The organism is Pantoea sp. X-Soil-MYKO-1289 (assembly GCF_059730625.1).
The window spans coordinates 524,809-546,308 of the sequence record NZ_AP036005.1 but is presented as its reverse complement, the minus strand read 5'-3'; the positions used below and the strand labels follow the sequence as shown (position 1 = coordinate 546,308).

20 protein-coding genes are annotated in these 21,500 nt (G+C 58.3%); 12 read left to right on the top strand and 8 right to left on the bottom strand.

What is annotated here, in order from left to right:
• Positions 1-394: 394 nt before the first annotated feature.
• Entirely contained in the window at positions 395-1,765 is a 1,371-nt protein-coding gene (locus AC6I7Z_RS21935) for an aldehyde dehydrogenase family protein (protein ID WP_497815898.1), read from the top strand.
• A 163-nt stretch (positions 1,766-1,928) separates the two neighbouring features.
• Here the strand turns inward: AC6I7Z_RS21935 and AC6I7Z_RS21930 are convergent, their stop codons facing one another.
• Positions 1,929-2,819: a LysR family transcriptional regulator gene (locus tag AC6I7Z_RS21930; protein WP_497815897.1), complete on the bottom strand. Its 891-nt coding sequence runs from the start codon at positions 2,817-2,819 to the stop codon at positions 1,929-1,931.
• A gap of 105 nt (positions 2,820-2,924) precedes the next feature.
• On the opposite strand from AC6I7Z_RS21930, the gene AC6I7Z_RS21925 reads away from it, so the two are divergent.
• Positions 2,925-3,434, top strand: a complete 510-nt coding sequence (locus AC6I7Z_RS21925; RefSeq protein ID WP_497815896.1) for a phenolic acid decarboxylase — start codon at positions 2,925-2,927, stop codon at positions 3,432-3,434.
• A gap of 60 nt (positions 3,435-3,494) precedes the next feature.
• Here the strand turns inward: AC6I7Z_RS21925 and AC6I7Z_RS21920 are convergent, their stop codons facing one another.
• The 4 genes from AC6I7Z_RS21920 to AC6I7Z_RS21905 form a co-directional block, all read right to left on the bottom strand.
• The gene (locus AC6I7Z_RS21920) at positions 3,495-4,727 is read right to left on the bottom strand and encodes a diguanylate cyclase domain-containing protein (RefSeq protein ID WP_497815895.1); all 1,233 of its coding nucleotides are present in this window, start codon (positions 4,725-4,727) and stop codon (positions 3,495-3,497) included.
• 432 nt (positions 4,728-5,159) lie between these two features.
• Positions 5,160-6,704, bottom strand: coding sequence for a methyl-accepting chemotaxis protein (locus tag AC6I7Z_RS21915; RefSeq protein ID WP_497815894.1), 1,545 nt, complete (start codon positions 6,702-6,704; stop codon positions 5,160-5,162).
• Positions 6,705-7,063: 359 nt separating this feature from the next.
• The gene (locus AC6I7Z_RS21910; protein ID WP_497815893.1) at positions 7,064-7,582 is read right to left on the bottom strand and encodes a GNAT family N-acetyltransferase; all 519 of its coding nucleotides are present in this window, start codon (positions 7,580-7,582) and stop codon (positions 7,064-7,066) included.
• A gap of 88 nt (positions 7,583-7,670) precedes the next feature.
• Positions 7,671-8,216, bottom strand: coding sequence for a helix-turn-helix domain-containing protein (locus AC6I7Z_RS21905; protein WP_286868226.1), 546 nt, complete (start codon positions 8,214-8,216; stop codon positions 7,671-7,673).
• Positions 8,217-8,318: 102 nt separating this feature from the next.
• Between AC6I7Z_RS21905 and AC6I7Z_RS21900 the strand changes: the two genes are divergently transcribed.
• On the top strand, positions 8,319-8,984 hold the full coding sequence (locus AC6I7Z_RS21900) for an AzlC family ABC transporter permease (RefSeq protein WP_497815892.1): 666 nt from the start codon (positions 8,319-8,321) through the stop codon (positions 8,982-8,984).
• Positions 8,981-9,304: an AzlD domain-containing protein gene (locus tag AC6I7Z_RS21895; RefSeq protein ID WP_497815891.1), complete on the top strand. Its 324-nt coding sequence runs from the start codon at positions 8,981-8,983 to the stop codon at positions 9,302-9,304. Before AC6I7Z_RS21900 ends, AC6I7Z_RS21895 begins: the two co-directional genes overlap by 4 nt.
• Here the strand turns inward: AC6I7Z_RS21895 and AC6I7Z_RS21890 are convergent.
• The 3 genes from AC6I7Z_RS21890 to AC6I7Z_RS21880 all read right to left on the bottom strand — a co-directional run bounded on the left by AC6I7Z_RS21890 (position 9,286) and on the right by AC6I7Z_RS21880 (position 11,840).
• Entirely contained in the window at positions 9,286-9,831 is a 546-nt protein-coding gene (locus tag AC6I7Z_RS21890) for a GNAT family N-acetyltransferase (RefSeq protein WP_497815890.1), read from the bottom strand. The genes AC6I7Z_RS21895 and AC6I7Z_RS21890 overlap by 19 nt on opposite strands.
• Positions 9,832-9,913: 82 nt before the next feature.
• Positions 9,914-10,867, bottom strand: a complete 954-nt coding sequence (locus AC6I7Z_RS21885; protein WP_497815889.1) for a glycosyltransferase family 32 protein — start codon at positions 10,865-10,867, stop codon at positions 9,914-9,916.
• 19 nt (positions 10,868-10,886) lie between these two features.
• Positions 10,887-11,840 (bottom strand): glycosyltransferase family 32 protein, encoded by a 954-nt coding sequence (locus AC6I7Z_RS21880; RefSeq protein WP_497815888.1) that lies wholly within the window; start codon positions 11,838-11,840, stop codon positions 10,887-10,889.
• 286 nt (positions 11,841-12,126) lie between these two features.
• On the opposite strand from AC6I7Z_RS21880, the gene AC6I7Z_RS21875 reads away from it, so the two are divergent.
• The 8 genes from AC6I7Z_RS21875 to AC6I7Z_RS21840 all read left to right on the top strand — a co-directional run bounded on the left by AC6I7Z_RS21875 (position 12,127) and on the right by AC6I7Z_RS21840 (position 21,499).
• Positions 12,127-13,023, top strand: a complete 897-nt coding sequence (locus tag AC6I7Z_RS21875; RefSeq protein WP_497815887.1) for an alpha/beta hydrolase — start codon at positions 12,127-12,129, stop codon at positions 13,021-13,023.
• A 43-nt stretch (positions 13,024-13,066) separates the two neighbouring features.
• Positions 13,067-13,765 (top strand): DJ-1/PfpI family protein, encoded by a 699-nt coding sequence (locus AC6I7Z_RS21870; protein WP_497815886.1) that lies wholly within the window; start codon positions 13,067-13,069, stop codon positions 13,763-13,765.
• 449 nt (positions 13,766-14,214) lie between these two features.
• Positions 14,215-16,926 carry a cation-transporting P-type ATPase gene (locus AC6I7Z_RS21865; protein ID WP_497815885.1) on the top strand — a complete coding sequence of 904 codons (2,712 nt, stop codon included), beginning with the start codon at positions 14,215-14,217 and terminating at the stop codon, positions 16,924-16,926.
• Between the two features lie 310 nt (positions 16,927-17,236).
• Positions 17,237-18,436: a M20 metallopeptidase family protein gene (locus AC6I7Z_RS21860; protein ID WP_497815884.1), complete on the top strand. Its 1,200-nt coding sequence runs from the start codon at positions 17,237-17,239 to the stop codon at positions 18,434-18,436.
• 10 nt (positions 18,437-18,446) lie between these two features.
• Positions 18,447-19,295 carry a transporter substrate-binding domain-containing protein gene (locus tag AC6I7Z_RS21855; RefSeq protein WP_497815883.1) on the top strand — a complete coding sequence of 283 codons (849 nt, stop codon included), beginning with the start codon at positions 18,447-18,449 and terminating at the stop codon, positions 19,293-19,295.
• Between the two features lie 6 nt (positions 19,296-19,301).
• Positions 19,302-20,027 carry an ABC transporter permease gene (locus AC6I7Z_RS21850; RefSeq protein WP_497815882.1) on the top strand — a complete coding sequence of 242 codons (726 nt, stop codon included), beginning with the start codon at positions 19,302-19,304 and terminating at the stop codon, positions 20,025-20,027.
• 9 nt (positions 20,028-20,036) lie between these two features.
• The gene (locus AC6I7Z_RS21845; RefSeq protein WP_497815881.1) at positions 20,037-20,723 is read left to right on the top strand and encodes an ABC transporter permease; all 687 of its coding nucleotides are present in this window, start codon (positions 20,037-20,039) and stop codon (positions 20,721-20,723) included.
• The gene (locus AC6I7Z_RS21840; RefSeq protein WP_497815880.1) at positions 20,720-21,499 is read left to right on the top strand and encodes an ABC transporter ATP-binding protein; all 780 of its coding nucleotides are present in this window, start codon (positions 20,720-20,722) and stop codon (positions 21,497-21,499) included. Before AC6I7Z_RS21845 ends, AC6I7Z_RS21840 begins: the two co-directional genes overlap by 4 nt.
• The last annotated feature ends 1 nt before the right edge of the window (position 21,500 follow it).

The following is a 21,500-nucleotide window of genomic DNA, read 5'->3' as shown; positions in this document are numbered from 1 at the left end:
ACTACAGTGAACACTATCACTGTTTACAGTGAACATTCTACAGTGTGTAGTGAATAAAGTACTGATTACAGTGAATTCTTTACTGATTATAGTGAACACGATCACCTTCTGAGCCCTTGTGGCGTGCGGCCTGCGACGATCGGGGATCTCTTAGGATCTCTTTTAGATCTCTTTATGATCGTTTATTAGGATCTTCTCTCTGTATATGTGGATAACCGATCGTCGCCATGATGCCTGAGCGATGCCGACTGAAACAGAAGAGGCGAATACCCTGCGCGCTGAACAGATGCTCTCTTCATAATATGAAAACAACTTACTCACTATTATTCATTTTTCATCACTAATGCAGAAGCGTAGGGTAAGCCCATCGTCCACAGACATTCTGAGAGGCACCATGACCGATTACGCTGTTTCAAAAAATCCCGCCAACGGCGACATTCTGGCTCGCTACCCTATGCAGTCGCTGAGTGAGCTGGAAAACACCCTTGCCGCCAGCGCTGCGGCTTTTAAGCAATGGCGCGAAACCGATATGGCGTCGCGCGTGAAGGTGCTGCGTCAGCTGGCTGAACAACTGCGTCAGCGCGAACCGGAGCTGTCGCGTTCAGTCACGCTGGAAATGGGCAAACCTCTGGCGCAGGCGCGCGCCGAGATCCTTAAATGCGCCACTCTCAGCGACTGGTACGCCGAGCACGGCCCGGCGATGCTGGAAGATCAACCTACACAGGTACCGGACGCCTGGCAGCGTTTTAAACCTGTCGGCACCATTCTGGCGGTGATGCCGTGGAACTTCCCGTTCTGGCAGGTGCTGCGCGGCGCTGTTGGCATGCTGCTCGCTGGAAATACCTACGTGCTTAAGCACGCGCCGAACGTAATGGGCTGCGCCACGCTGATGGCAGAGCTGTTTGACGCGACCGATCTGCCTAAAGGGGCCTTCGCTTCCGTGAATGTCGATAATGACGGCGTCTCCGCCGCCATTAAGGATCCGCGCATCGCCGCCGTCGCCGTAACCGGCAGCGTGCGCGCCGGCTCCGCTATCGCTGCCCAGGCGGGCGCGGCGCTGAAAAAAACCGTTCTTGAACTGGGCGGATCGGATCCTTTTATCGTGCTGGCCGACGCCGATCTGGACGAAGCGGTAAAATCAGCCGTGGCTGGCCGCTATCAAAATACCGGGCAGGTCTGCATGGCCGCTAAACGCTTTATCGTCGAGGCGTCCATTGCAGAGGAATTTGAGGCGCGCTTCAGTGCTGCGGTCCAGGCGTTAACCATGGGCGATCCGCTGGATGAAAAAAATTATCTCGGCCCTATGGCGCGCTTCGATCTGCGCGATGAGCTGCATAATCAGGTTCAACAGTCGCTGCGCGAAGGCGCGCGTCTGGTGCTGGGCGGCGAAAAGATCGCAGGCGAGGGCAACTACTATGCGCCGACGATCCTGTCAGACGTCACTAGCGAGATGACGGCGTTTCGTGAAGAGCTGTTTGGCCCGGTAGCGGCGATCGCTATCGCTCGCGACGCCGATCATGCGCTGGCGATCGCCAACGACAGCGAATTCGGTTTGAGCGCCACGGTCTGGAGCGGCGACAGCGCGACGGCGGATCGTCTGGCGGATCGGATCGAAACCGGTGCCGTGTTTATTAACGGCAACGGCGCGTCGGATCCGCGCGTCACCATCGGCGGCGTTAAAAAGAGCGGCTATGGACGTGAACTCTCCCATTTCGGCGTGCATGAGTTCTGCAACATTCAGACCGTCTGGAAAAACCGCCGCTAAGGCCTGCTACACAACGACAAGAGAAGCGAGGGCATGGTCCCTCGCTTTTGTCGTTTAAAGGCGCCATGCTGCGCTGAGGCGCTTAATTCGCGCTTCGCTGAGTAGATTTCCGGTTTGAAGGAGAGTGTAAGCCTCTGTTTCGCCGCCGCACGACAAAACAGGCTTATTTGCCCAGCCCGACTCGCTCGATAAACATGTCAGCCAGCGCAGAAATCGCCCTGTTGCCCGGCAGCCTCTGCTCGTTAATGCGTAACATAAGCGAGGTTGAGCGTCGTCTGCCCTGCAGCAACGGCAGGGGACGAAGTTCGCCGCTCTTTAGTAAGGGATCAATATTCAGCTCCGGCAGCCAGCCATAGCCTAACTGATGCTGAACCGCCTCAATGGCGGCCGAAAGCGTGGTGAAGGACCAGCTTTCAGCCTGCTCGCCGTTCAATTCCGACTGTTGCTGCTGCTGACGATCCAGGATCGTTATGCAGGGCCAGCGCGCGAGTGTGGCAGCGCTTAGCGGCGCCGGCTCGCTGTGCAGTGGATGATCGCGATGAGCGACGGCGATGAAATCGACGCTCAGAAGACTTTCTCCCGCTATTTGCTCATCGCCATACTGCGCCACCAGCCAGAGATCGGCCTGCTGTTCGGCCAGCCTGTCAGCCGTCTCGCTACGGACGATTTCGCTAAGCCAGATACGCACATGGGGATAGTGCTGCTGAAACGCATGCAGCACATCGAAAAGCAGCGGTTTCGGCATAATGGCATCAACCATCAGATCAATGCGCGAGCGTTCGCCCCGCTGCAGCGCATTCGCCCGGGCTTCAAGCGCGCTGAACCCCTCCAGCAGCGGACGCGCCTGCGCGAGAAGCTGGTGCCCCTCCGCACTGAGAACGGCGCGACGTCCTTCCTGCTTCAGCAACGTCATGCCCAGACGCTGCTGCAGCAGACCAAGCTGATAGCTTAATGAAGACTGGCTGCGATTGTTCTTTTCCGCCGCCAGCGCGAAGCTGCCTTCTTTTACGACGGCATCCAGCAAATACCACTGTTCGAGCGTTGTCTTGTGCATGACCATTCATCTAAAAATTGGATGATTAAGCGCTAAAAATAGCGTTATTAATCGTTTTTGCAACGAGTAATAATCTTCTCAAGGCAAATAAATGAGGAGGCCACAATGAGCACTTTCGATAAACACAATCTGTCTGGTCTGGTCGGCAAACACCTGGTCTACACCTATGACAACGGCTGGAATTACGAGCTGTATATCAAAAATGCCAACACTGTCGATTACCGCATTCACAGCGGTATGGTGGGCAACCGCTGGGTCAAAAATCAGCGCGCTTTTATCGTCCGCCTGGCAGAAGATGTCTATAAAGTCTCCTGGACCGAGCCTACCGGCACCGACGTCAGCCTGGCCGTTAATATGGCCGATAAGGTGTTCCACGGCACCATTTTCTTCCCACGCTGGGTGATGAACAATCCGGAAAAAACCGTCTGTTTCCAGAACGATCACCTGGAAGAGATGGCCAGCTATCGCGAAGCGGGCCCGGCCTATCCCACCGAAGTGATTGATGAGTTCGCGACGCTGACCTTTGTGCGCGACGCAGGAGAAAACAACGACAGCGTGATTGATTGCCCGGCCAGCGAACTGCCCGACAATTTTCCGGACAACCTGAAAAACTAAATGTCAGCAGAAGAGCGCGTCATACGCTCTTCTGCTTTCCTGTCGGCGAGGACGAAAGCGCTAGAAAAACTGGTATGAACCATCACGTCGCGCTTTCGCCTGGTACATCGCGATATCGGCGTTTTCAAATAGCGTTTCAGCCGATGCTGAACCAAATCGTGCGAGACTGATGCCGATAGCTGCGCCGATCCATACATCCATGCTGTTGATAACGAACGGCTCTTTCAGGCTGTCTATGATGCGCTGAGCGATAGCGGACGCAGCCTCGCGATGGCCGCACTTCGCGGCAACCACAAATTCGTCTCCGCCCAGCCGCGCCACCGCGTCGCCCGGACGCATGCAGCGTTGAAGCCGTTCGCCTACCTGCTGCAGCAGGGCATCCCCTGTGGCGTGCCCCATCGAATCATTCACCGCCTTAAATCCGTTAAGATCGATAAACAGCACGGCGGTGTAGGCCGGATCGTCGCTCTGCGCGAGCATGCAGCGAATCTGATCGTTGATCCAGGCGCGATTAGGCAAACCGGTCAAGGCATCGCGGGTCGCCAGCGTCTCAAGCAGACGTATTTTTTCCTTGTCACGCGTGATGTCGCGCGAAACCAGCACCGCGCCGATATTGTTGCCCGTAGAGGGATCGCTGACGCCGCAGGCTTTGGTGCCAAGCGTTATATAGTGGCCGTCGCGATGAAGCTTGCGCACTTCGACCACGTCCGGCAGCACGCCGCCTTTAAACAGGCTTGCCAGCGCCTCGACGGCAGGCGCGCGGTCATCGGGATGCAGGAAATCCACCACCCGTTGGCCAATCACCTCTTCGGCAGACCAGCCGATCATTTCACTGTAGGAAGGGGAGATCGAAACGTATCTGCCCTCTGCGTCGCAATGGGCGATAAGGTCAGTGCTGTTTTCGATCAGCAGACGGTACTCCGCCGCCGTGCGCAGCGCATCTTCCAGCGCTTTGCGCTGCCCGGTGATATCAAGAATGAACCCGTTGTACTGCAGGCGGGAAGCCGCAGGCTGGCCATCCGGCAAGCCTGACACCAGCACGCGCCGCGTCGTGCCGTCAAGGCACTGAATCGGCAGTTCGATATGAAAAGGGGTCACGCACTCCAGCGCCGCAGTAAGCTGCAGCGCGATTTGTGCATCATCATCAGCCTGGGCGAATCTCAGCCATTCGCTCAAAGTGACGCCTTTCAGCGCGGGAATCAGGCCTGCAGGGCATTCCTGACTGAGGATGCAAATGCCTCGGGCGTCTGTGGTCCAGACAGCGGAAAAGGTAGGTCGGATCACAGGATTCATAGCGGTCGGCTCCATTGTTGGCTGACAATACTGGATAACCTCAATACCCGTCGTGACAAACCTCTCAATCGCCCTGTTTACAGCGATCGCAAACCAGGCCATGCGTTAAAGGCGTGCTGTACTGCGGCTTGTCAGAGCGCTTTCCTGTCGCGCCCTTTTGCGCGTACAGATGCGCGGCAATCTCTCGGTGACGTGATGCAGGATCAGAAGTATGAGTCTGTGATTATCGGCTAACGGGCCCACAATCTTTAATCATCCCGGCTGATGGCTGCGATCGACAGCAAGCCGCCGCCGCGTATCAGCAGCGCTTTAAGTATTGATGATATCCGTGGGCTGGTAGCTGACAGGGAGGCGTTTGCCAGGCGACGGCTTGAAAAGTCTGGCTGTAGTCAGCCAGACCTGGCGCAGGCGAGGGGGGCGGTCTGGCCGACCTTAGCCCGTTGAAAGCCGGAAGGTTGAAACCGAGTGGGTCAGATGTTGCACCTGATCTTCAAGCGATGCCGCAGCCGCAGCCGACTCCTGTACAAGCGCCGCGTTTTGCTGGGTAACGGAATCCATTTCAGTGACCGCTTTTTCAATTTGCGCGATACCGCGACTCTGCTCGTCTGATGCGGTTGAAATATGCTCCATCAGAACGTTTACGCGACTGACAGAGGAGATGATGGCATTCATCGCTTCGCCTGTCCGACTCACTTGCTCAGAGCCTTTGCCGATGATATTTACCGACTCGGCAATCAGGCTTTCGATTTCCTTCGCCGCGACGGCGCTGCGCTGCGCGAGGTTGCGCACCTCACCGGCGACAACGGCGAATCCTCGTCCCTGCTCGCCGGCGCGGGCGGCTTCTACCGCTGCGTTCAGCGCCAGAATATTGGTCTGAAAGGCAATGCCGTTAATCACGCTGATAATATCTTCAATTTTCTTTGAGCTTGAATTAATCAGGTCCATTGAAATAATCACCTCGCGCGAAACATTTTCCCCTTTATGCGCATTTTCAACCGCTTCACCGGTAAGACGACAGGCTTCATACACATTATCTGTATTCTGTTTTACCGTCGCGCCAAGCTCTTCCATGCTGGCGGCCGTTTGCGTTAAGGCCGCCGCCTGCTGCTCGGTACGGGAAGCCAGATCGACGTTACCGGCCGCTATTTCGCTGGAGGCGGAAGAAACGGAATGGGCGGAATCGCGCACCTGCATAATTATCGTCGTCAGCGACAACCGCATCGCCTCGAGAGAACGCATCAGGCTCTGAATTTCGCTGCGCGAAGCCGACTTAACCGGAACGGGTGTATCAAGATGGCCTTCAGCAATTAAATTGCAGTGTTTTCCGGCGTTGATTAAAGGCGTAAGCACAAAGCGATGCATCAGTATCGATATAGCGATCACCACCAGGCCAAATAAACTCCCGGTTAACAGCAGTAACATAACGCCTGAGCTGAAATGGCTTTGGGCATCTTCATTCAGTTTTTTCGCGTAGGCTTCATGCTGCGCCAGCACTTTATCCAGAATGATTTCGTAGGCGCGATCCAGACGAATAACATCCGGCAGGCGGTCCCTGAAGCGCGCCTGATCGCGGGCTTCAGCAGCCTCTATCAGCGGCTGAATCCCCTGATTTCTGTATGCCAGATAAGCCTGCCGGTAGGCCTCAGCCTCCGCTTCTTCGCCCTGTAGTCGAGGGCTGTTGAGATAGGCGTTAAACGCCGCGTCCGCTTTCTCTGCGGCCGCCTTCACTCCCTCCAGCGACGCGGCCGACTGGCCGTCATTAACCTCAATCTCTTTCATATATTCCATTAACCGGACGCGCAGGGTGCGGCTGTGGTTGATGGGATCGATAACGGAGAGCACGACGCGAATCTCTTTATTTACCGCATTAAGCGATTCATTGCTGCGGACCAGCAACCAGATGCTAACCGCAACGCTGGTCAGGAAGAGGATTATCATCAATGAAAACACGAGCAGCGAAGATTTTTTCAGCGACATAACAAATTTCCAGTTTACTAAGGTTAGCCGGTATATCGGCCTTGCCGGCTTACTCCTTAATTAAATACGCGCTGACTAACGTGTTATTTAGTTAAACCAATGATTAATTTGATAATGAATCGAGAGCAATAAGAACGGACCAGCTGGTTCATAAAGAGGACGCGGTTTATAAAAAGCGCGATATTTTAAGGGAGCAAGCAGTGTGCGGCGTTAATACTCTCTTTATGCAGTCAGGCGCAAAAAATTGCCGTGGAGAGACAACGGTAAACCTGTATCTGCATTCACCCCAAACCCACCGCTGAAAAAGAGAAGCTGAAAGGATGAGCGAATATATAAAATACAAAACGCGAAAACCCGCTTTATTCCGGCGAAGTGGCGTCGCCTTCGCCAAGCTCGCGCTGCATAAGGTGCGTATCCAGCCAGCAGCCATGCTTAAATCCTACCGCTTTCAGCACGCCGGTTGCGCGAAAGCCGAGCGCGCGGTGCAACCCAATCGACGCCTGGTTGCTGTTGCCTGCGATCACGGCGACGATCTGCCGGAAACCGCGCGCTTCGGCGAGACGAATCGCCTCCGTCAGCAGCGCGCGGCCTGCGCCGCGGCCGGTATGCTCAGGATCGAGATAGATCGAATCTTCCAGCGTGAAGCGATAGGCGTAACGGGGACGATAGGGCGCAAGGTAGCAGTAGCCGATCAGGGTATCCTCCTCCATGGCTACCAGCCAGATCCCGCCTTTCTCCAGCAGCGCGTTAAGCCGGTTCTGCATCTCCTCGACGCCAGGCGGCTCGGTTTCAAAGGTGGCGCTGCCGTGCAGCACATGCCAGGCGTAGATATGTTGAATCGCAGGTATATGATGGGCTGTAGCGGGAAGAATGCGCATAACGTCCTCGTAAGCGACACTGGTAGCGTCATACTACACCTGCGATAACCTGTCGGCAGCAGAGCGAGTCATAGGAAAAAGTGATGGCTCAACTATGCTCCATCACCAGCACCGCCAGCGTATCCGGCTCCAGCGCGCGAAAAACGTGCTCCTCATCGCCTGCGTAGCAGATGTAGTCGCCCGGATGCAGTTCAACGGGCGATGCCTTCGGGCCGACCAGCGCGCGGCCCTGGGTGACAATAATATGCTCGATAGTACCGGGCGAGTGGGGCAGCGAGCCGCGTTCGCTGCCGGGCTGCGTATTCAGCAGATAGATGTCGCGCCGCGCGCCGGGCGGACAGGTGGCCAGCAGCACCGCCTGATAGTCTGCCAGTTCGGCGGTGACCGTCGGGCCTTCGCCGCGCCGGATTATCTGCATCCGTTTTTCTTCCGGCTCCATCAGGCGCGCAAAGGGAATATTCAGCGCGACGCACAGCGCCCACAGCGTTTCAATACCGGGATTGCCGTTGCCAGCTTCCAGCTGCGACAGCGTAGACTTGGCGATACCCGCGCGGCGCGCGACTTCAGCCAGCGAAAGGCCGGCGCGCTGACGCTCGCGCACCAGGCCATTGGCAATAATTGTGATCGGGGTCACGTTCACTCCTGTTTTCTAAAACGAACGAATCGTTCGTATTGTAAAACGATTCTGCTGCGTTCATTATAATGGAAAGTTCGTTCGTTATAAGAAGGATTTGTTATGCAGAGGCATCGCATCCCTATCAGTCGGGAAGTGGTCAAAGCCATTATTCTGGTCTGTCTGGCCGACGGCATCGTCGGCTTATCCTACGGCTCGCTGGCCATCGCTGACGGCTTCCCGCTCTGGGTGCCGGTGGCGCTGTCGACGCTGGTGCTGGCTGGCGCCTCGGAATTTCTGTTTATCGGCATCGTGGCGGGCGGCGGCAGTCCGCTCACCGCGGCGCTGGCCGGTCTGCTGGTCAATGCGCGTCACCTGCCGTTCGGCATCGCAGTGAAAGATCTGGTAGGGAGCGGCGCGCGCGGCCTGTTCGGCTGCCACATCATGAACGATGAAAGCGTGGTGTTCGGCATTTCCCAGTCGACGCTGGCGCAGCGGCGGGCCGCGTTCTGGCTGTGCGGCCTCGGCATCGGTCTGATCTGGCCGGTGACGGTCATTACCGGCGCCGCTATCGGCCAGTTTATTCCCGACGTTTCCGCCATCGGCCTGGACGCCGTGTTTCCAGCGATCCTTATCGCGCTGATATTCCCGGCGCTGCGTCAGCGCCGCACGCTGATCCCGGCGTCCGGCGGCGCGCTGTTGTCGATTCTGGCGACGCCTTTCGTTCCGGCGGGCATGCCGGTGCTGTTTTCACTGCTGGGATTACTGTCGTGGAGGATGCGTAAATGAGCCATCAGGCCCTGATTATCGCGGGTATCGCGCTGCTGGCGTCCGGGACATATCTGATGCGGCTGGCGGGCGTGAAGCTCGGCAACCGGCTGCCGATCGCGGAACGAACCCAAACCATGCTGTCGGACGCGGCGACAATATTGCTGCTGGCGGTCGCCTCTACCAGCACGCTGTTCGAAGGCCTGCATTTTGCCGGTATGGCGCGGGTGCTGGGCGTGGCCTTCGCCATCTTTCTCGCCTGGCGCAAGGCGCCGCTGATCGCCGTGATCATCGGCGCCGCCGTGATGACGGCCGCGCTGCGCTACTGCGGCGTGCCCTGAGCGGCGCGCCACTGCGCACGCGTTATCTCAAAAGTGAGGCTGGCTGGCGCGTCGGGCACATCGTAAACGTGCCCGTTCACCGTAAAGCCCGCCTTCTCCAGCACGCGCTGGGAGGCGAGATGGTTTGCCCGCACCGCCGCGTCGATAACCTCTAGCCCGCACTCCTCAAAGCCATAGCGTACCATGGTGCGCGTAAATTCGGTCGCCAGGCCCTGGCCCCAGGCGTGGGTCGCCAGACGATAACCCAGATTATTGACCGGCCTGCCGCCAAATTCGCGCAGGCTGTAACCGCCGAAGCCCAGGATTTCACCGGGGGCCTCGCGCTGGATCAGCGCCATATTGCCAAAGCCGTGCCGCTGCCAGTGCGCAATCCAGCGATCCAGCAGCTGCTGCGCCTCGTCCAGATTCTCCAGCGGCCCGGCGGGGTTGAAGGTATTAGTGGCGGGATCGCCATAAATACGCATCAGCATTTCTCTGTCCTGCGCGACGACGGGGCGCATCACTAAACGTTCGGAAATCAACTGCATGTTCAGATCCCTGTGGCGGCGATGACCGGCGGCCATCCGCTCACCAGCATAGCCGGTTTTCCTCTCTGATTAACGCGCGGCGTTATGGCGCGCGCTGCGGCGTCAGCAGCTTGCCCATTACGCTGTCGCGCTCAAGGATATTCAGCCTGCGCGCAAGCGGCAGAAAGCGGCGATCGTCGTTGGTGAGTTTAATCAGTTTGGGATGCGTCGCCGGCTCGCGCGCGCAGAGCAAAAACAGCGACATCTTCAGGCTGTCCCACTGGAATACGTCCTGATAGAAGAAGGCGGAGCTTTCGCACTTCTTCAGATAGCAGCTAAAGCCGGGCTGCTCCCGCATCACGATCTGGCAGAGAAAATTGATAATGATATAGCTGCCGCGGTTGATGCCCTGACGGATCTCGGCAAAATCGCTGCGTCGGGTAATTTGCGCGTAGTAGTCGTCGATGCCGATCTGGGTCAGCGGCATAATCAGCTCCAGCCAGCGGGCGATAAACGCGTTGCCCGGCGGCGAGGCGAGGAACCAGGCTTCCACCACCGGAAAGGCTTTGTCCACCGTGGTGCCGTCGCTGTAGTAGCCGACGATATCGTAGCCGCTGCGCTGGTGCACCCAGGAGAAGTCCTGATAGACCAGCGTTGAGCTGTCGACCCAGATGCCGCCGTAGCTTTTCAGCAGAGCGAGGCGGATCACGTCGCCCTTATGGGACATGCCGATCTGCGCGTAGTCAAAGCGCAGCCACGGCAGAAACTCCCTGACCGACTCGCGATTGAGCAGATGAATCTGATGGTCCGGGTTCATCTGCCTCATTTTGGCGTAAAACGCCTGAATAAAGTCGGGCGGCGTCAGGTCGTCCCAGTACATCCAGATCACTTTTGGAATGGCGGGCGCCGCCGCAGAGGATCGCCGACCGATATCTTTTACGTCGTTTTCGTGCGCCTCTGAATAGGCCAGATCGGGAAAGCGAAAAAGGCGCAGCTTATATAAAACATAAAGCAGGAGAAATTTTGCCGTTCTGAGATGTCGTTTCAGCTGTTCCATTTGTTTATCCGCCTGTTGATTAAGGATGCTGTTGTTCCAGCATTAATTTCCCGAGAATACTTTCTGCGTCGAGAATCCGCAGCTTACGGGCCAGGGGTAAAAACTGGCGGTCGCTGTTGGTCAGCTTAATCAATTTCGGATGGGTGGTCGGCTGGCGGGTACAGAGTAAAAACAGCGACATCTTCAGACAATTCCACTTAAAGACGTTCTGATAATAAAAGGCCGAGGTTTCGCATTTTTTCAGATAAAGGTTAACGCTATCCGCTTCGCGCATGGCGATCTGGCAGAGGTAGTTCGTGGTTAAATAGCTGCCGCGCGGGATACCCTGTTTAATGCGTTCAAAATCGGGACGATCCTTGATGCGATGGTAGTAGTCATCAACGCTGATCTTGGTCAGCGGCATGATCAGCTCCAGCCAGCGGCTGACGAACGGATTTTCAGGCGGCGCGCACATAAACCAGGTTTCGATCACCGGAAAACGCGCGTCCTGGGTGTTGGCGTCGCTGTAGTAGCCCACCATGTCATAGCCGCAGCGTTCATGCACCCAGCTGAAATCCTGATAAACCAGCGTCGAGCAGTCGACCCAGATGCCGCCGTAGCGCTTGAGCAGGGCGAGACGGATGACGTCGCTTTTATGCGCCAGTCCAATCCCCTGAAAATCGAAATGCAGCGCTGGCAGATATTTTCTCAGGCTGTTGCGGTCGAGCAGAATAATTTCATGCGCCTGATTAATCGTCTTCATTTTTTTATGGAAGGCCATGATATGGTCAGGCGGGTTGGGACTGTCCCAGTACATCCAGATCACTTTTGGGATAGCGCTTTTTTCGCTGTCATGTCTGGTGAGAACATCTAATGCCTCATTTTCATGGCTGTCAGAATAGGCGAGGTCGCTGAATTTGAATAATCTCAATCGAAACAGGGCGTACAGACATAAAAAGCGTACAACCCTTATCTGGTATTTAAGGCGATCCATTTAACAACCTCTGATTAATGGCTTTGCTGGCGTCAGTTGAAAGAGACATCGGCGCGCTTGTCGTAACAAACGCACGGCATCAAAATAAAAAAAGTCTGGTCGAATGCTGAAATTTAACGATCTGTGATGTCGATTCGCAATCCCTGTATCGCTAAATCAGAGTTTAGCTAGCGGCTCTGATAAGCAGGCATAAACCAATGTAATCTGTTTTATTGAGAAAGCTTCTCATTATCACGTTTGATTTGTTAGGATGGCGAATCTTTTTGTCAGGTCAGGAAGGCTTTTCATGCAACACCCGCTGAAGATTTTCTCCACGGCGCTGCTGGCGCTCAGCGTTGGTTTGACGCTCGCGACGCAGGTGAACGCCAGGCCGAACATGGCGCCGCTGGGCGACAACGTTGCCGATCGCGGCTCGGCGTTTTATCGCTTTACCAGCCAGACCTTCACCTCGGCCGACGGCCTGCGCCGCTATAAAGTCTGGCTCGGCGTGCCGAAACAGGCGGCGCCGACAGCGGGCTTTGCCGTGCTCTACCTGCTGGATGGCAACGCGGCGATGGCGCGTCTCAGCGAAGATCGCCTGAAGCAGCTGGCGGGACAGCAGCCGCCGGTGCTGGTGGCGGTGGGATATGACACCCGATTGCCGTTCGACGTCGAGGCGCGCGCGCTCGACTACACCCCGCCTGGCGGGCAGCGGGGCGATGCGCGGCATGAACGCTATCCAGGCGGAGGCAGTCATGCCTTTCGCGCGCTGCTGCTGGAGCAGATTATGCCCTGGGCGGAGAAGCAGGCGAAAAGCGATCCGCAGCGGCGGGCGCTGTGGGGCCACTCTTACGGCGGGCTCTTCGTGCTGGATACCCTCTATAGCGACGCCGCTTTCACACATTACTTCAGCGCGGCACCGTCGCTGGGCTGGCGCCATCAGCGCATCGTCGAGCTGGCGCAGCAGGCCGCGCCGCAGGCGCTGAGCGGTAAAACCCTTTATTTGATCGAAGGGGACGGGCGCAGCGATCGTCATGAAGAGCAGCGCGCTGCGCAGCTTAACGACGCCGATCGGGCGCTGATCGCTACGCTGCGCGATAAAGGGGTCAGGCTGCATGAAATACGTTATCCTGGTCAGACGCACGGCGAGCTGCTCTCCTCTTCGCTTGAGGCAACGCTGAAAATCGTCTCCGGCGCGCAGTAACGCACGCGTCGCCCTTATCCACAACTCATAAAGGATCGCCGCCATGAAAACGCCGCTGCATATCGGCATACTGCTTTTCCCGGATGTCACCCAGCTTGATCTCACGGGGCCTTTCGAGGTGTTCGCCCGCACGCCGGATGTGGTGTGTCATCTGGTCTGGAAGGATAAACAGCCGGTGCGCTCGGATCGCGGCTTAATGCTGCTGCCGGGCTGCGATTTTAGCGACTGCCCGCCGCTGGACGTGATTTGCGTGCCGGGCGGGCCGGGCCAGATTGCGCTGATGTCGGACAGTGAAACGCTGCGCTTTTTGCGCCGCCAGGCAGAGCAGGCGCAGTTTATTACCTCCGTTTGCACCGGGTCGCTGGTGCTGGGCGCCGCCGGGTTGCTGCGCGGCTATCGCGCGACCTCGCACTGGAGTTCGCGCGATCAGCTGGCGCTGTTAGGGGCGGAGCCGGTCGACGCGCGCGTGGTGCGCGACCGCAACCGGCTCACCGGCGCGGGCGTTACCTCAGGGATCGATTTTGCGCTGACGCTGGTGGCGGAAATACGGGGTCAGGAGGTCGCTCAGGCGATCCAGCTGCAGATGGAGTACGATCCTGAACCGCCGTTTAATGCTGGGTCGCCGCATTCCGCTCTGCCTGAGCAGGTCGAGGCCGCCCGCGCGCAGATGGCGGATTTTATCGCCGTCAGACGCCGCGCAACAGAGCTGGCGGCGCAGAACCTTGCTGAGAATATCGTGTAAGCGGAACAGATTTTTATATTGCTGTTTAGCTGCCGTTTAATTTACCGCAAAGAGTGATTATCGCCCGCTTTAAATACACAGAGAAAAAGGGGTTATTTTTATTGAGTAAGAAGCGAGCCGGTGAAATAAGCCGCGCTCGCCATAAAGGTTAACGCTTACAAGAAATTATCAACCACGTAATAGGTCAGCCATCCTACAGCGCTGGTCGCGGCGACGGCAAAAAAAACGAATATTATTACTTTGATTTTTAAGTTATTTACCACGATGTGTGCTCACTGTGTTCAGACTAAAACCGATGTGATGAAAGAATTATCCCGGCAACAGTTTTACTGAATTAAAACAACAAAAATATGACCTGAATCAGTATCGGCTTATTTAAGCTGTCGCACTATTCTGACCCATTTAAATTAACTGCGATCCAGTCGCCGGTTGCCTGCACGGAGTGAGAAATGAATAACGACCGCAAGACATTGCAAAATGCCGCTTTAAAAGCGCGGCCGTGGTATCAGCATCGAAGCGAAGCCGTTTTCGCTGAGCTTGATAGCTCCCCGCAAGGGTTATCTGTCGACGAAGCCCAGGCGCGGCTGGCGAAAACCGGCCCCAACACGCTGCCGCAAAAGAAACCCCAGCCGGCCTGGCTGAAGTTTCTGGCCCACTTCAACGATATGCTGATCTATATCCTGCTGGCGGCGGCGGTGATTACCGCGATCATGGGCCACTGGGTCGATACGTTTGTCATTCTTGGCGTGGCGGTAATCAACGCGTTCATCGGCTTCATACAGGAGAGCAACGCCGAGAAGTCATTAAAGGGCATACAAAATATGCTCTCGAATGAAGCGGTGGTGGTGCGCGGCGGCGAGATTATGACGGTGCCGGGCGAAACCCTCGTGCCTGGCGACGTGGTGATGCTGCGGCCCGGCGATCGCATTCCGGCAGATTTGCGGCTGTTCGAGGTGCACAATCTGCGCGTGGAAGAGGCTATTCTGACCGGCGAATCGACCGTGGTGTCGAAAAGCAGCGAGGCGCTTGAAGGCGATAAGTCGCTGGGCGACCGGCTCAATCTTGCCTTCTCCGGCACCACCGTCAGTTCCGGCACCGCCTCGGGCGTGGCGATCGCTACCGGCCGCGACACCGAGCTGGGTCATATCAACGATATGATGAGCGACATCGAAACGGCCAAAACCCCGCTGCTGCGCCAGATCGATAAGCTCGGCAAAGCCATATTCGCGGCGATCCTGCTGATGATGGCCGGACTCTTTGTCTTTGGCTACCTGCTGCGCGACATTCCGCTGCCCTCGCTGGCGCTGTCGGTGATCAGTCTGGCAGTGGCGGCGGTGCCGGAAGGTCTGCCGGCGATTATCTCGATTATTCTTTCGCTGGGCGTGCAGTCGATGGCGCGCAAAAACGCGATTATTCGCAAGCTGCCGACGGTCGAAACCCTGGGCGCCATGTCGGTGATCTGCTCTGACAAAACCGGCACCCTCACCATGAACGAGATGACGGTAAAAGCGGTGGTGCTGGCGGAAAGCCGCTGGCGCGTCAGCGGCGACAGCTACGAGCCGGTGGGCGAGATCGTGCCGGAGAGGCCTGACTGCGGGCTTATCGCGGCGCAGGATCCGGTCATGGCGCGCTTTCTGACCGCCATCGATATTTGCAACGAAAGCCAGATCCAGCAGGATGCGGCAGGGCGCTGGCGCATCGTCGGCGGACCGACCGAGGGGGCGCTGAAAGTGCTGGCGGCGAAAGGAGGCGCAACGGCGGGTCAGCCGAAGCTGGCCAGCAAGCTGCCGTTCGACTCGCTTTATAAATATATGGCGGTCAGCGGCGGAGCGGACGGCGACGCCTGGGTGTTGATGACCGGCGCGCCAGACGTGCTGCTGTCGCTCTGCGTCCATCAGCAGAGCGCCGACGGCGCACAGCCGCTGGATCGCGCCTACTGGGAGGCGGCGATTACCCGCTACGCCAGCGAAGGGTTGCGCACCGTCGCGGCGGCGTGGAAACGCGTGCCGAAGGCGATCGACTCGCTGGATCATGCGGATCTGCGCGAGGAGATGGTGCTGCTGGGCCTCGCCTGCATGATGGATCCGCCGCGCCCGGAAGCGGTCGCGGCTATCGACGACTGCCAGCAGGCCGGCATCCGCGTCAAGATGATCACCGGCGATCATCAGGAGACGGCAATGGCGATCGGCAAAATGCTGGGCATCAGCAACAGCGATAAAGCCCTGACGGGGCGCGATCTGGAGCATATGAGCGACAGCGAGCTTGCCGAGGCGGCGCGTCAGTACGATATCTTCGCGCGCACCAGCCCGGAGCATAAGCTGCGTCTGGTGAAGGCGCTGGCCGCCAGCGGCGAAGTGGTCGGCATGACCGGCGACGGCGTGAACGACGCGCCTGCGCTGAAGCAGGCGAGCGTCGGCATCGCGATGGGCATTAAAGGCACGGAGGTGACCAAAGAGGCCGCCGACATGATCCTCGCCGATGACAACTTCGCCACCATCGCCGCCGCGGTGAAAGAGGGGCGGCGGGTCTACGATAACCTGATTAAAACCATTCTGTTTATTATGCCGACCTGCCTGGCGCAGGGGCTGCTGATTATTATCGCCATCCTGATGGGCAACCTGCTGCCGCTGACGCCGGTTCAGATCCTGTGGATGAATATGGCGACCTCCGCCACGCTCTCATTCGGCCTGGCGTTTGAGGCGGCCGAGGCGAATGTGATGCGCCGTCCGCCGCGCGACGTGAGCGCCTCGGTGATGGATGGCTACGCCGTCTGGCGTATGCTTTTCGTCGGCCTGCTGATCTCCGTCAGCGCCTTCGTGCTCGAAGCCTGGCTGCAGACGCGCGGCTATGAGCCGGAATTCATCCGCACCGTGCTGTTGCAGACGCTGGTCACCGCGCAGTGGGTTTATATGCTGAACTGCCGCAGCGCCAACAGCTTCTCGCTCGATAGCGGCATGTTGAAAAACCGCGGCATCTGGCTGGTGAGCGGCGTGCTGGTGCTGCTGCAGGCGCTGATTATCTATCTGCCGCTGATGAATACCCTGTTCGGCACGCGTCCGCTGCCGTTTAAATACTGGGTCATCGCCTTTATCGTCGGCGCCGCGATCTTCGTCGTCGTCGAGCTGGAAAAACAGCTGACGCGCCGCTGGCGCCGCGCCTGATCCACGCTAAAAAACGCCCTGTTCGCAGGGCGTTTTTTTATCGGCACCACCACACTTTGTGCAATAACATAATTAGACGATGTGATGAACGATCGGGGATTATTAATAATCTTGCTGATCCGCTGCATTCTCAGGCATATTAAAAGCCGTTGTCTCTAATGCTATGATTTTAAATAGCTTTTCTGAGATCCCCGCGCGTTGCTTTCTGTTTTCCTCTGTGAATAAATAAAGCCTGCAAACACAACAATAGAGTCAGCGGCCCGATCCGCTGCGCCTGACGCCGTAAGTAAAGCCATTCTGCAGGGAAAATATGACTGACGAAAAAGCACGCCTGGCCAGGGAAATAAGCGCCAGAGTGGCCGATCTTGAGCCGCAACTGATCGCCATCCGGCGGGATATTCATGCACATCCCGAACTCGGCTTCGATACGGTGCGCACCGCAGAGATCGTCGCCAGCTGGTTGCGCGCCCATGGCCACACTCCCCAGACAGGCGTCGGCCGTACCGGCGTGCTGGTGGACATTGTCGGCGCGCAGCCGGGTAAAACGCTGCTGCTGCGCGCGGATATGGACGCGCTGCCCATCCATGAGCAGACTGGTCTCTCCTTCAGCAGCACGCTTCCCGGCAAAATGCACGCCTGCGGACACGATCTCCATACCGCCACGCTGCTTGGCGTCGCGGCGATCCTGCCGCACTACCGTCAGCAGCTGAAAGGGCGAGTGCGGCTTATCTTCCAGCCTGCGGAAGAAACGCCGGAAAGCGGCGCGGAAGCGATGATCGCCGATGGCGCCGCTGAAGGCGTAGACTGGGCCGTCACGCTGCACAACAAACCGGAGCTGGCGGCCGGCGACGTGGCGCTGACGCGAGGCGGCAGCACCGCCTCGAGCGACGAGTTCGACGTGCGGGTGCATGGCGTTTCGACGCACGCCGCGCGGCCCCATATGGGCGTTGATCCCATCGTTGCCGCGGCTTCTCTGATCGGCCAGCTGCAAACGCTGATCTCGCGCGAGCGCGACCCGGCCCATTCCGCTGTGCTGACCATCGGCCATATCCAGGGCGGCGCCACGCACAATATCATTCCCGACAGCTGTCTGCTTCAGGGCACCATCCGCACGAAATCGCCGCAGGTGCGCGCCGATATGGAAACCGCGTTCCGTCGTATATGCGCAGGCGTCGCGCTGGCGATGAACGTGCGCGTCGAGGTGGACTATCTGCGCGGCGTGCCGCCGCTGATGAATGACGACCGGCTGATTGACGCGCTGGAGGAGATTCTTTCGCATCAGTTCGGCAAAGCCATCGTCGCGAAACCAGGCGACAGCTTCGGCGCGGAAGATTTTTCCCTGTTTACCGAGCGCGCGCCGGGTTGTCAGATCCATATCGGCTCCGGCACGCCGGGCCGCGACGACCACTTGCATAACTCCGACTATCAGCCGGATGAGCGCAGCATTGCCACCGGCGCGCAGGCGCTGGTACGTCTGGCTGTCGATCTGCTTTCTGACAATAATAAATGAGGATATCACTATGATGATGCGCAAAGGGCTGTTCGCGGCCACCCTGGCTCTGGGTCTGGCAGCCGTACCGGCGCTCAGCCTGGCAAAAGATTTCGGCACCCTGAAATTCGCCACCGAAGGCAGCTATCCTCCGTTTAACCAGACCACGCCGAACGGCAAAATTGTCGGTTATGAGCCCGATATCGTGGCGGAGCTGGCGAAGCGCGTCGGCTTCAAATATGAGATCAGCGCTCAGAAGTGGTCAGGCATGATCCCCGGCCTGATCGACGGCAAATATGACGCGGTTATCGACGCGGTGACGGTCACGCCGAAGCGCGCTGAAGCGATCGACTTTACCCAGCAATACACCGTCAGCGTCTCCAGCTTCGTGACGGCCAAAAGCTCGCCGCTGGCAACGCTGCCCGGCACGGGCACCGTGGTGACGGCCGATGACGCCGCCGGCATGCAGAAAGCGATCGATGAACTGAAAGCCAGCTTCAAGGGCAAAACCATCGCGGTGCAGGTCGCCACTATTCAGGCGGACTTCCTGCAAAAATATCTGGGCGACGTCGCCACCATCCGTACCTATCAGGCGGGCCCGGAAACCTTTGCCGATCTGATGAACGGCCGCGTAGATGCGGTGATGGCGTCGCGCACCAACCTTAACGCTTTTGTGAAAAAGCATGCGAACGCCATCAGCAGCAGCGGCTATGGATTTAGCGGCGGCGTGCTGGGCGCGGGATCGGCGATTGGCCTGCGCAAAGGCAACGCTGAGCTGAAAGCGGCGCTGGACGACGCGCTTGCCGCGATGATTAAAGACGGCACGCTGAGCAAACTCTCCATTAAATGGTTCGGCGAAGACGTCGCGCCGAAAGCCTGATAGCCGATGCTGACGCAAATCGACTGGCAGCTAATCGGCTTCGGCGATGAAGGCTGGGGCGGCGTGCTGCTGAGCGCAGCCACGGTCACGGTAACCGTTTCGCTCTGCGCGTGGCTGCTGGGCGCGGCGCTGGGCAGCCTGCTGTGCTGGATGCAGATTGCCGGCTCGCGCTGGCAGCGGCGTCTGGCGGCAGGGTATATCACGGTGTTTCGCGGCGTGCCGGAACTGCTGGTGATCTACCTGTTTTACTTCGGCGGCCGTCAGGTGCTCTCTTCGGTCGGGACGGCGCTGGGCATGCAGGGGCCGTTCGATATCAACGGCTTTATTGCCGGCGCCATCGCCATCGGCCTGATCTCCGGCGCCTACCAGAGCGGCGTGTTTCGCGGCGCGTTCTACGCGATTCCGCGCGGCACGCTGGAGGCGGCGACGGTCACGGGCATGGGGCGGCTGATGCTGTTCCGCCGCATGATCGTGCCCCAGGCGCTGCGCACCGCGCTGCCGGGAATGGGCAATCAGTGGCAGTCGGTAATCAAGGAGTCGGCGCTGGTTTCGGTGACCGGACTGGTGGAAACCATGAATCAGATCAGCACGGCCGCCAACTCCACGCAGATGTCATTTTTCTTCTACAGCGTCGGCGCCGTGATCTATCTGATTATCACCACCTGCTCCGACTGGGTTTTCCGCGCGGTAGAGAAGTTCGCTATGCGCGGCCAGCAGCGCGCTAACGTTTAAGGACAGCCGATGGACCTCCCTTTTTTGCAGGAAACCCTGCTGGCGCTGCTTAAAGGCCTGCCGCTGACCCTTAATCTGGCGGTGTTGTCGCTGCTGGGCGGCGGCCTGCTGGCGCTGGGGCTGAACCTGCTGCGTCAGACGCGCGTCGGCGGCTACTTCGCCCGGTTTTACGTCTGGCTGTTTCGCGGCACGCCGCTGCTGATTCAAATTTTTATGATCTACTACGGCCTGGGTAGTTTGCCGGCGGTGCGTGAAAGCGTGCTCTGGCCGCTGCTGCGCGATCCCTACTGGTGCGGGCTGCTGGCGCTGATCCTCAACGACGCGGCCTATACCTCGGAGATTTTGCGCGGCGGTCTCAACGCGGTGAGCCGGCAGTCGCTGGAGGCGGCCAGGGTCTGCGGCATGCCGTCGCATAAGATCTTCACCCGCATTACGCTGCCTATTGCTATCCGTCAGGCGCTGCCCGCCTACAGCAATGAAATTATCTCTATGCTCAAGTCTACTTCGCTGGTGAGCACCATTAGCCTGATGGAGATGACCGGCATCGCCGACTCTATCGTCTCCTCTACTTTCCGCGCGCTGGAAGTTTTCCTTAGCGCGGCGGCGATCTATCTGCTGCTCAGCATACTGGTGAGCAAAGGCGTCTCCGTGCTGGAGCGGCGCCTCTCCCCCTACTATTTTGGAGCGCGTTCATGACCCAACCCACCATCATGCTGAGCCATCTCAGAAAAAGCTACGCGGGACATGAAGTGCTGCACGATATCAGCCTGACGGCGCAGGACGGCGATGTCATCTCGCTGATCGGCGCCAGCGGATCGGGCAAAAGCACGCTGCTGCGCTGCATTCCTTTTCTCGAAGTGCCGCAGGCGGGCGCGATCGCCGTGGGTGAGAACAGCGTGACGCTGGATAACGCCGATGAAAAGCTGAGTCGCGCGCAGCGCCAGCGCATTAAGCTGATGCGGATGCAGCTCGGCTTTGTGTTCCAGAGCTTTAATCTCTGGCCGCATAAGACGGTGATGCAGAACATCATCGAAGCGCCGGTGCACGTACAGAAGCGCAACGTCAAAGAGGCGATGGAAGAAGCTGAGGCGCTGCTGCATAAGGTGGGGCTTTACGCGAAGCGCGACGCCTGGCCATCGCAGCTGTCAGGCGGCCAGCAGCAGCGCGTGGCGATTGCGCGCGCGCTGGCGCAGCAGCCGAAGGCGATTCTGTTCGATGAGCCGACCTCTGCGCTCGATCCTGAACTGGTGGGCGAGGTGCTGCGCGTGATCCGCGGCCTGGCGGAAGAGGGGCGCACGATGATTATCGTGACGCACGAGATGGGCTTCGCGCGCGACGTGTCGAATAAGGCGGTGTTTCTGCATCAGGGAATGGTGGAAGAGGAGGGCGCGCCGGAGCAGCTGTTTCTTGACCCTGTTTCGCCGCGCTGCCGCGCGTTTGTGAACAGCCACTTCCAGCGCAATGCGAGCTAGC

Coding starts and splice junctions, on each gene's coding strand:
- AC6I7Z_RS21935 (WP_497815898.1), top strand. CDS start 395: ATGACCGATTACGCTGTTTCAAAAAATCCCGCCAACGGCGACATTCTG.
- AC6I7Z_RS21930 (WP_497815897.1), bottom strand. CDS start 2,819: ATGCACAAGACAACGCTCGAACAGTGGTATTTGCTGGATGCCGTCGTA.
- AC6I7Z_RS21925 (WP_497815896.1), top strand. CDS start 2,925: ATGAGCACTTTCGATAAACACAATCTGTCTGGTCTGGTCGGCAAACAC.
- AC6I7Z_RS21920 (WP_497815895.1), bottom strand. CDS start 4,727: ATGAATCCTGTGATCCGACCTACCTTTTCCGCTGTCTGGACCACAGAC.
- AC6I7Z_RS21915 (WP_497815894.1), bottom strand. CDS start 6,704: ATGTCGCTGAAAAAATCTTCGCTGCTCGTGTTTTCATTGATGATAATC.
- AC6I7Z_RS21910 (WP_497815893.1), bottom strand. CDS start 7,582: ATGCGCATTCTTCCCGCTACAGCCCATCATATACCTGCGATTCAACAT.
- AC6I7Z_RS21900 (WP_497815892.1), top strand. CDS start 8,319: ATGCAGAGGCATCGCATCCCTATCAGTCGGGAAGTGGTCAAAGCCATT.
- AC6I7Z_RS21895 (WP_497815891.1), top strand. CDS start 8,981: ATGAGCCATCAGGCCCTGATTATCGCGGGTATCGCGCTGCTGGCGTCC.
- AC6I7Z_RS21890 (WP_497815890.1), bottom strand. CDS start 9,831: ATGCAGTTGATTTCCGAACGTTTAGTGATGCGCCCCGTCGTCGCGCAG.
- AC6I7Z_RS21885 (WP_497815889.1), bottom strand. CDS start 10,867: ATGGAACAGCTGAAACGACATCTCAGAACGGCAAAATTTCTCCTGCTT.
- AC6I7Z_RS21880 (WP_497815888.1), bottom strand. CDS start 11,840: ATGGATCGCCTTAAATACCAGATAAGGGTTGTACGCTTTTTATGTCTG.
- AC6I7Z_RS21875 (WP_497815887.1), top strand. CDS start 12,127: ATGCAACACCCGCTGAAGATTTTCTCCACGGCGCTGCTGGCGCTCAGC.
- AC6I7Z_RS21870 (WP_497815886.1), top strand. CDS start 13,067: ATGAAAACGCCGCTGCATATCGGCATACTGCTTTTCCCGGATGTCACC.
- AC6I7Z_RS21865 (WP_497815885.1), top strand. CDS start 14,215: ATGAATAACGACCGCAAGACATTGCAAAATGCCGCTTTAAAAGCGCGG.
- AC6I7Z_RS21860 (WP_497815884.1), top strand. CDS start 17,237: ATGACTGACGAAAAAGCACGCCTGGCCAGGGAAATAAGCGCCAGAGTG.
- AC6I7Z_RS21855 (WP_497815883.1), top strand. CDS start 18,447: ATGATGATGCGCAAAGGGCTGTTCGCGGCCACCCTGGCTCTGGGTCTG.
- AC6I7Z_RS21850 (WP_497815882.1), top strand. CDS start 19,302: ATGCTGACGCAAATCGACTGGCAGCTAATCGGCTTCGGCGATGAAGGC.
- AC6I7Z_RS21845 (WP_497815881.1), top strand. CDS start 20,037: ATGGACCTCCCTTTTTTGCAGGAAACCCTGCTGGCGCTGCTTAAAGGC.
- AC6I7Z_RS21840 (WP_497815880.1), top strand. CDS start 20,720: ATGACCCAACCCACCATCATGCTGAGCCATCTCAGAAAAAGCTACGCG.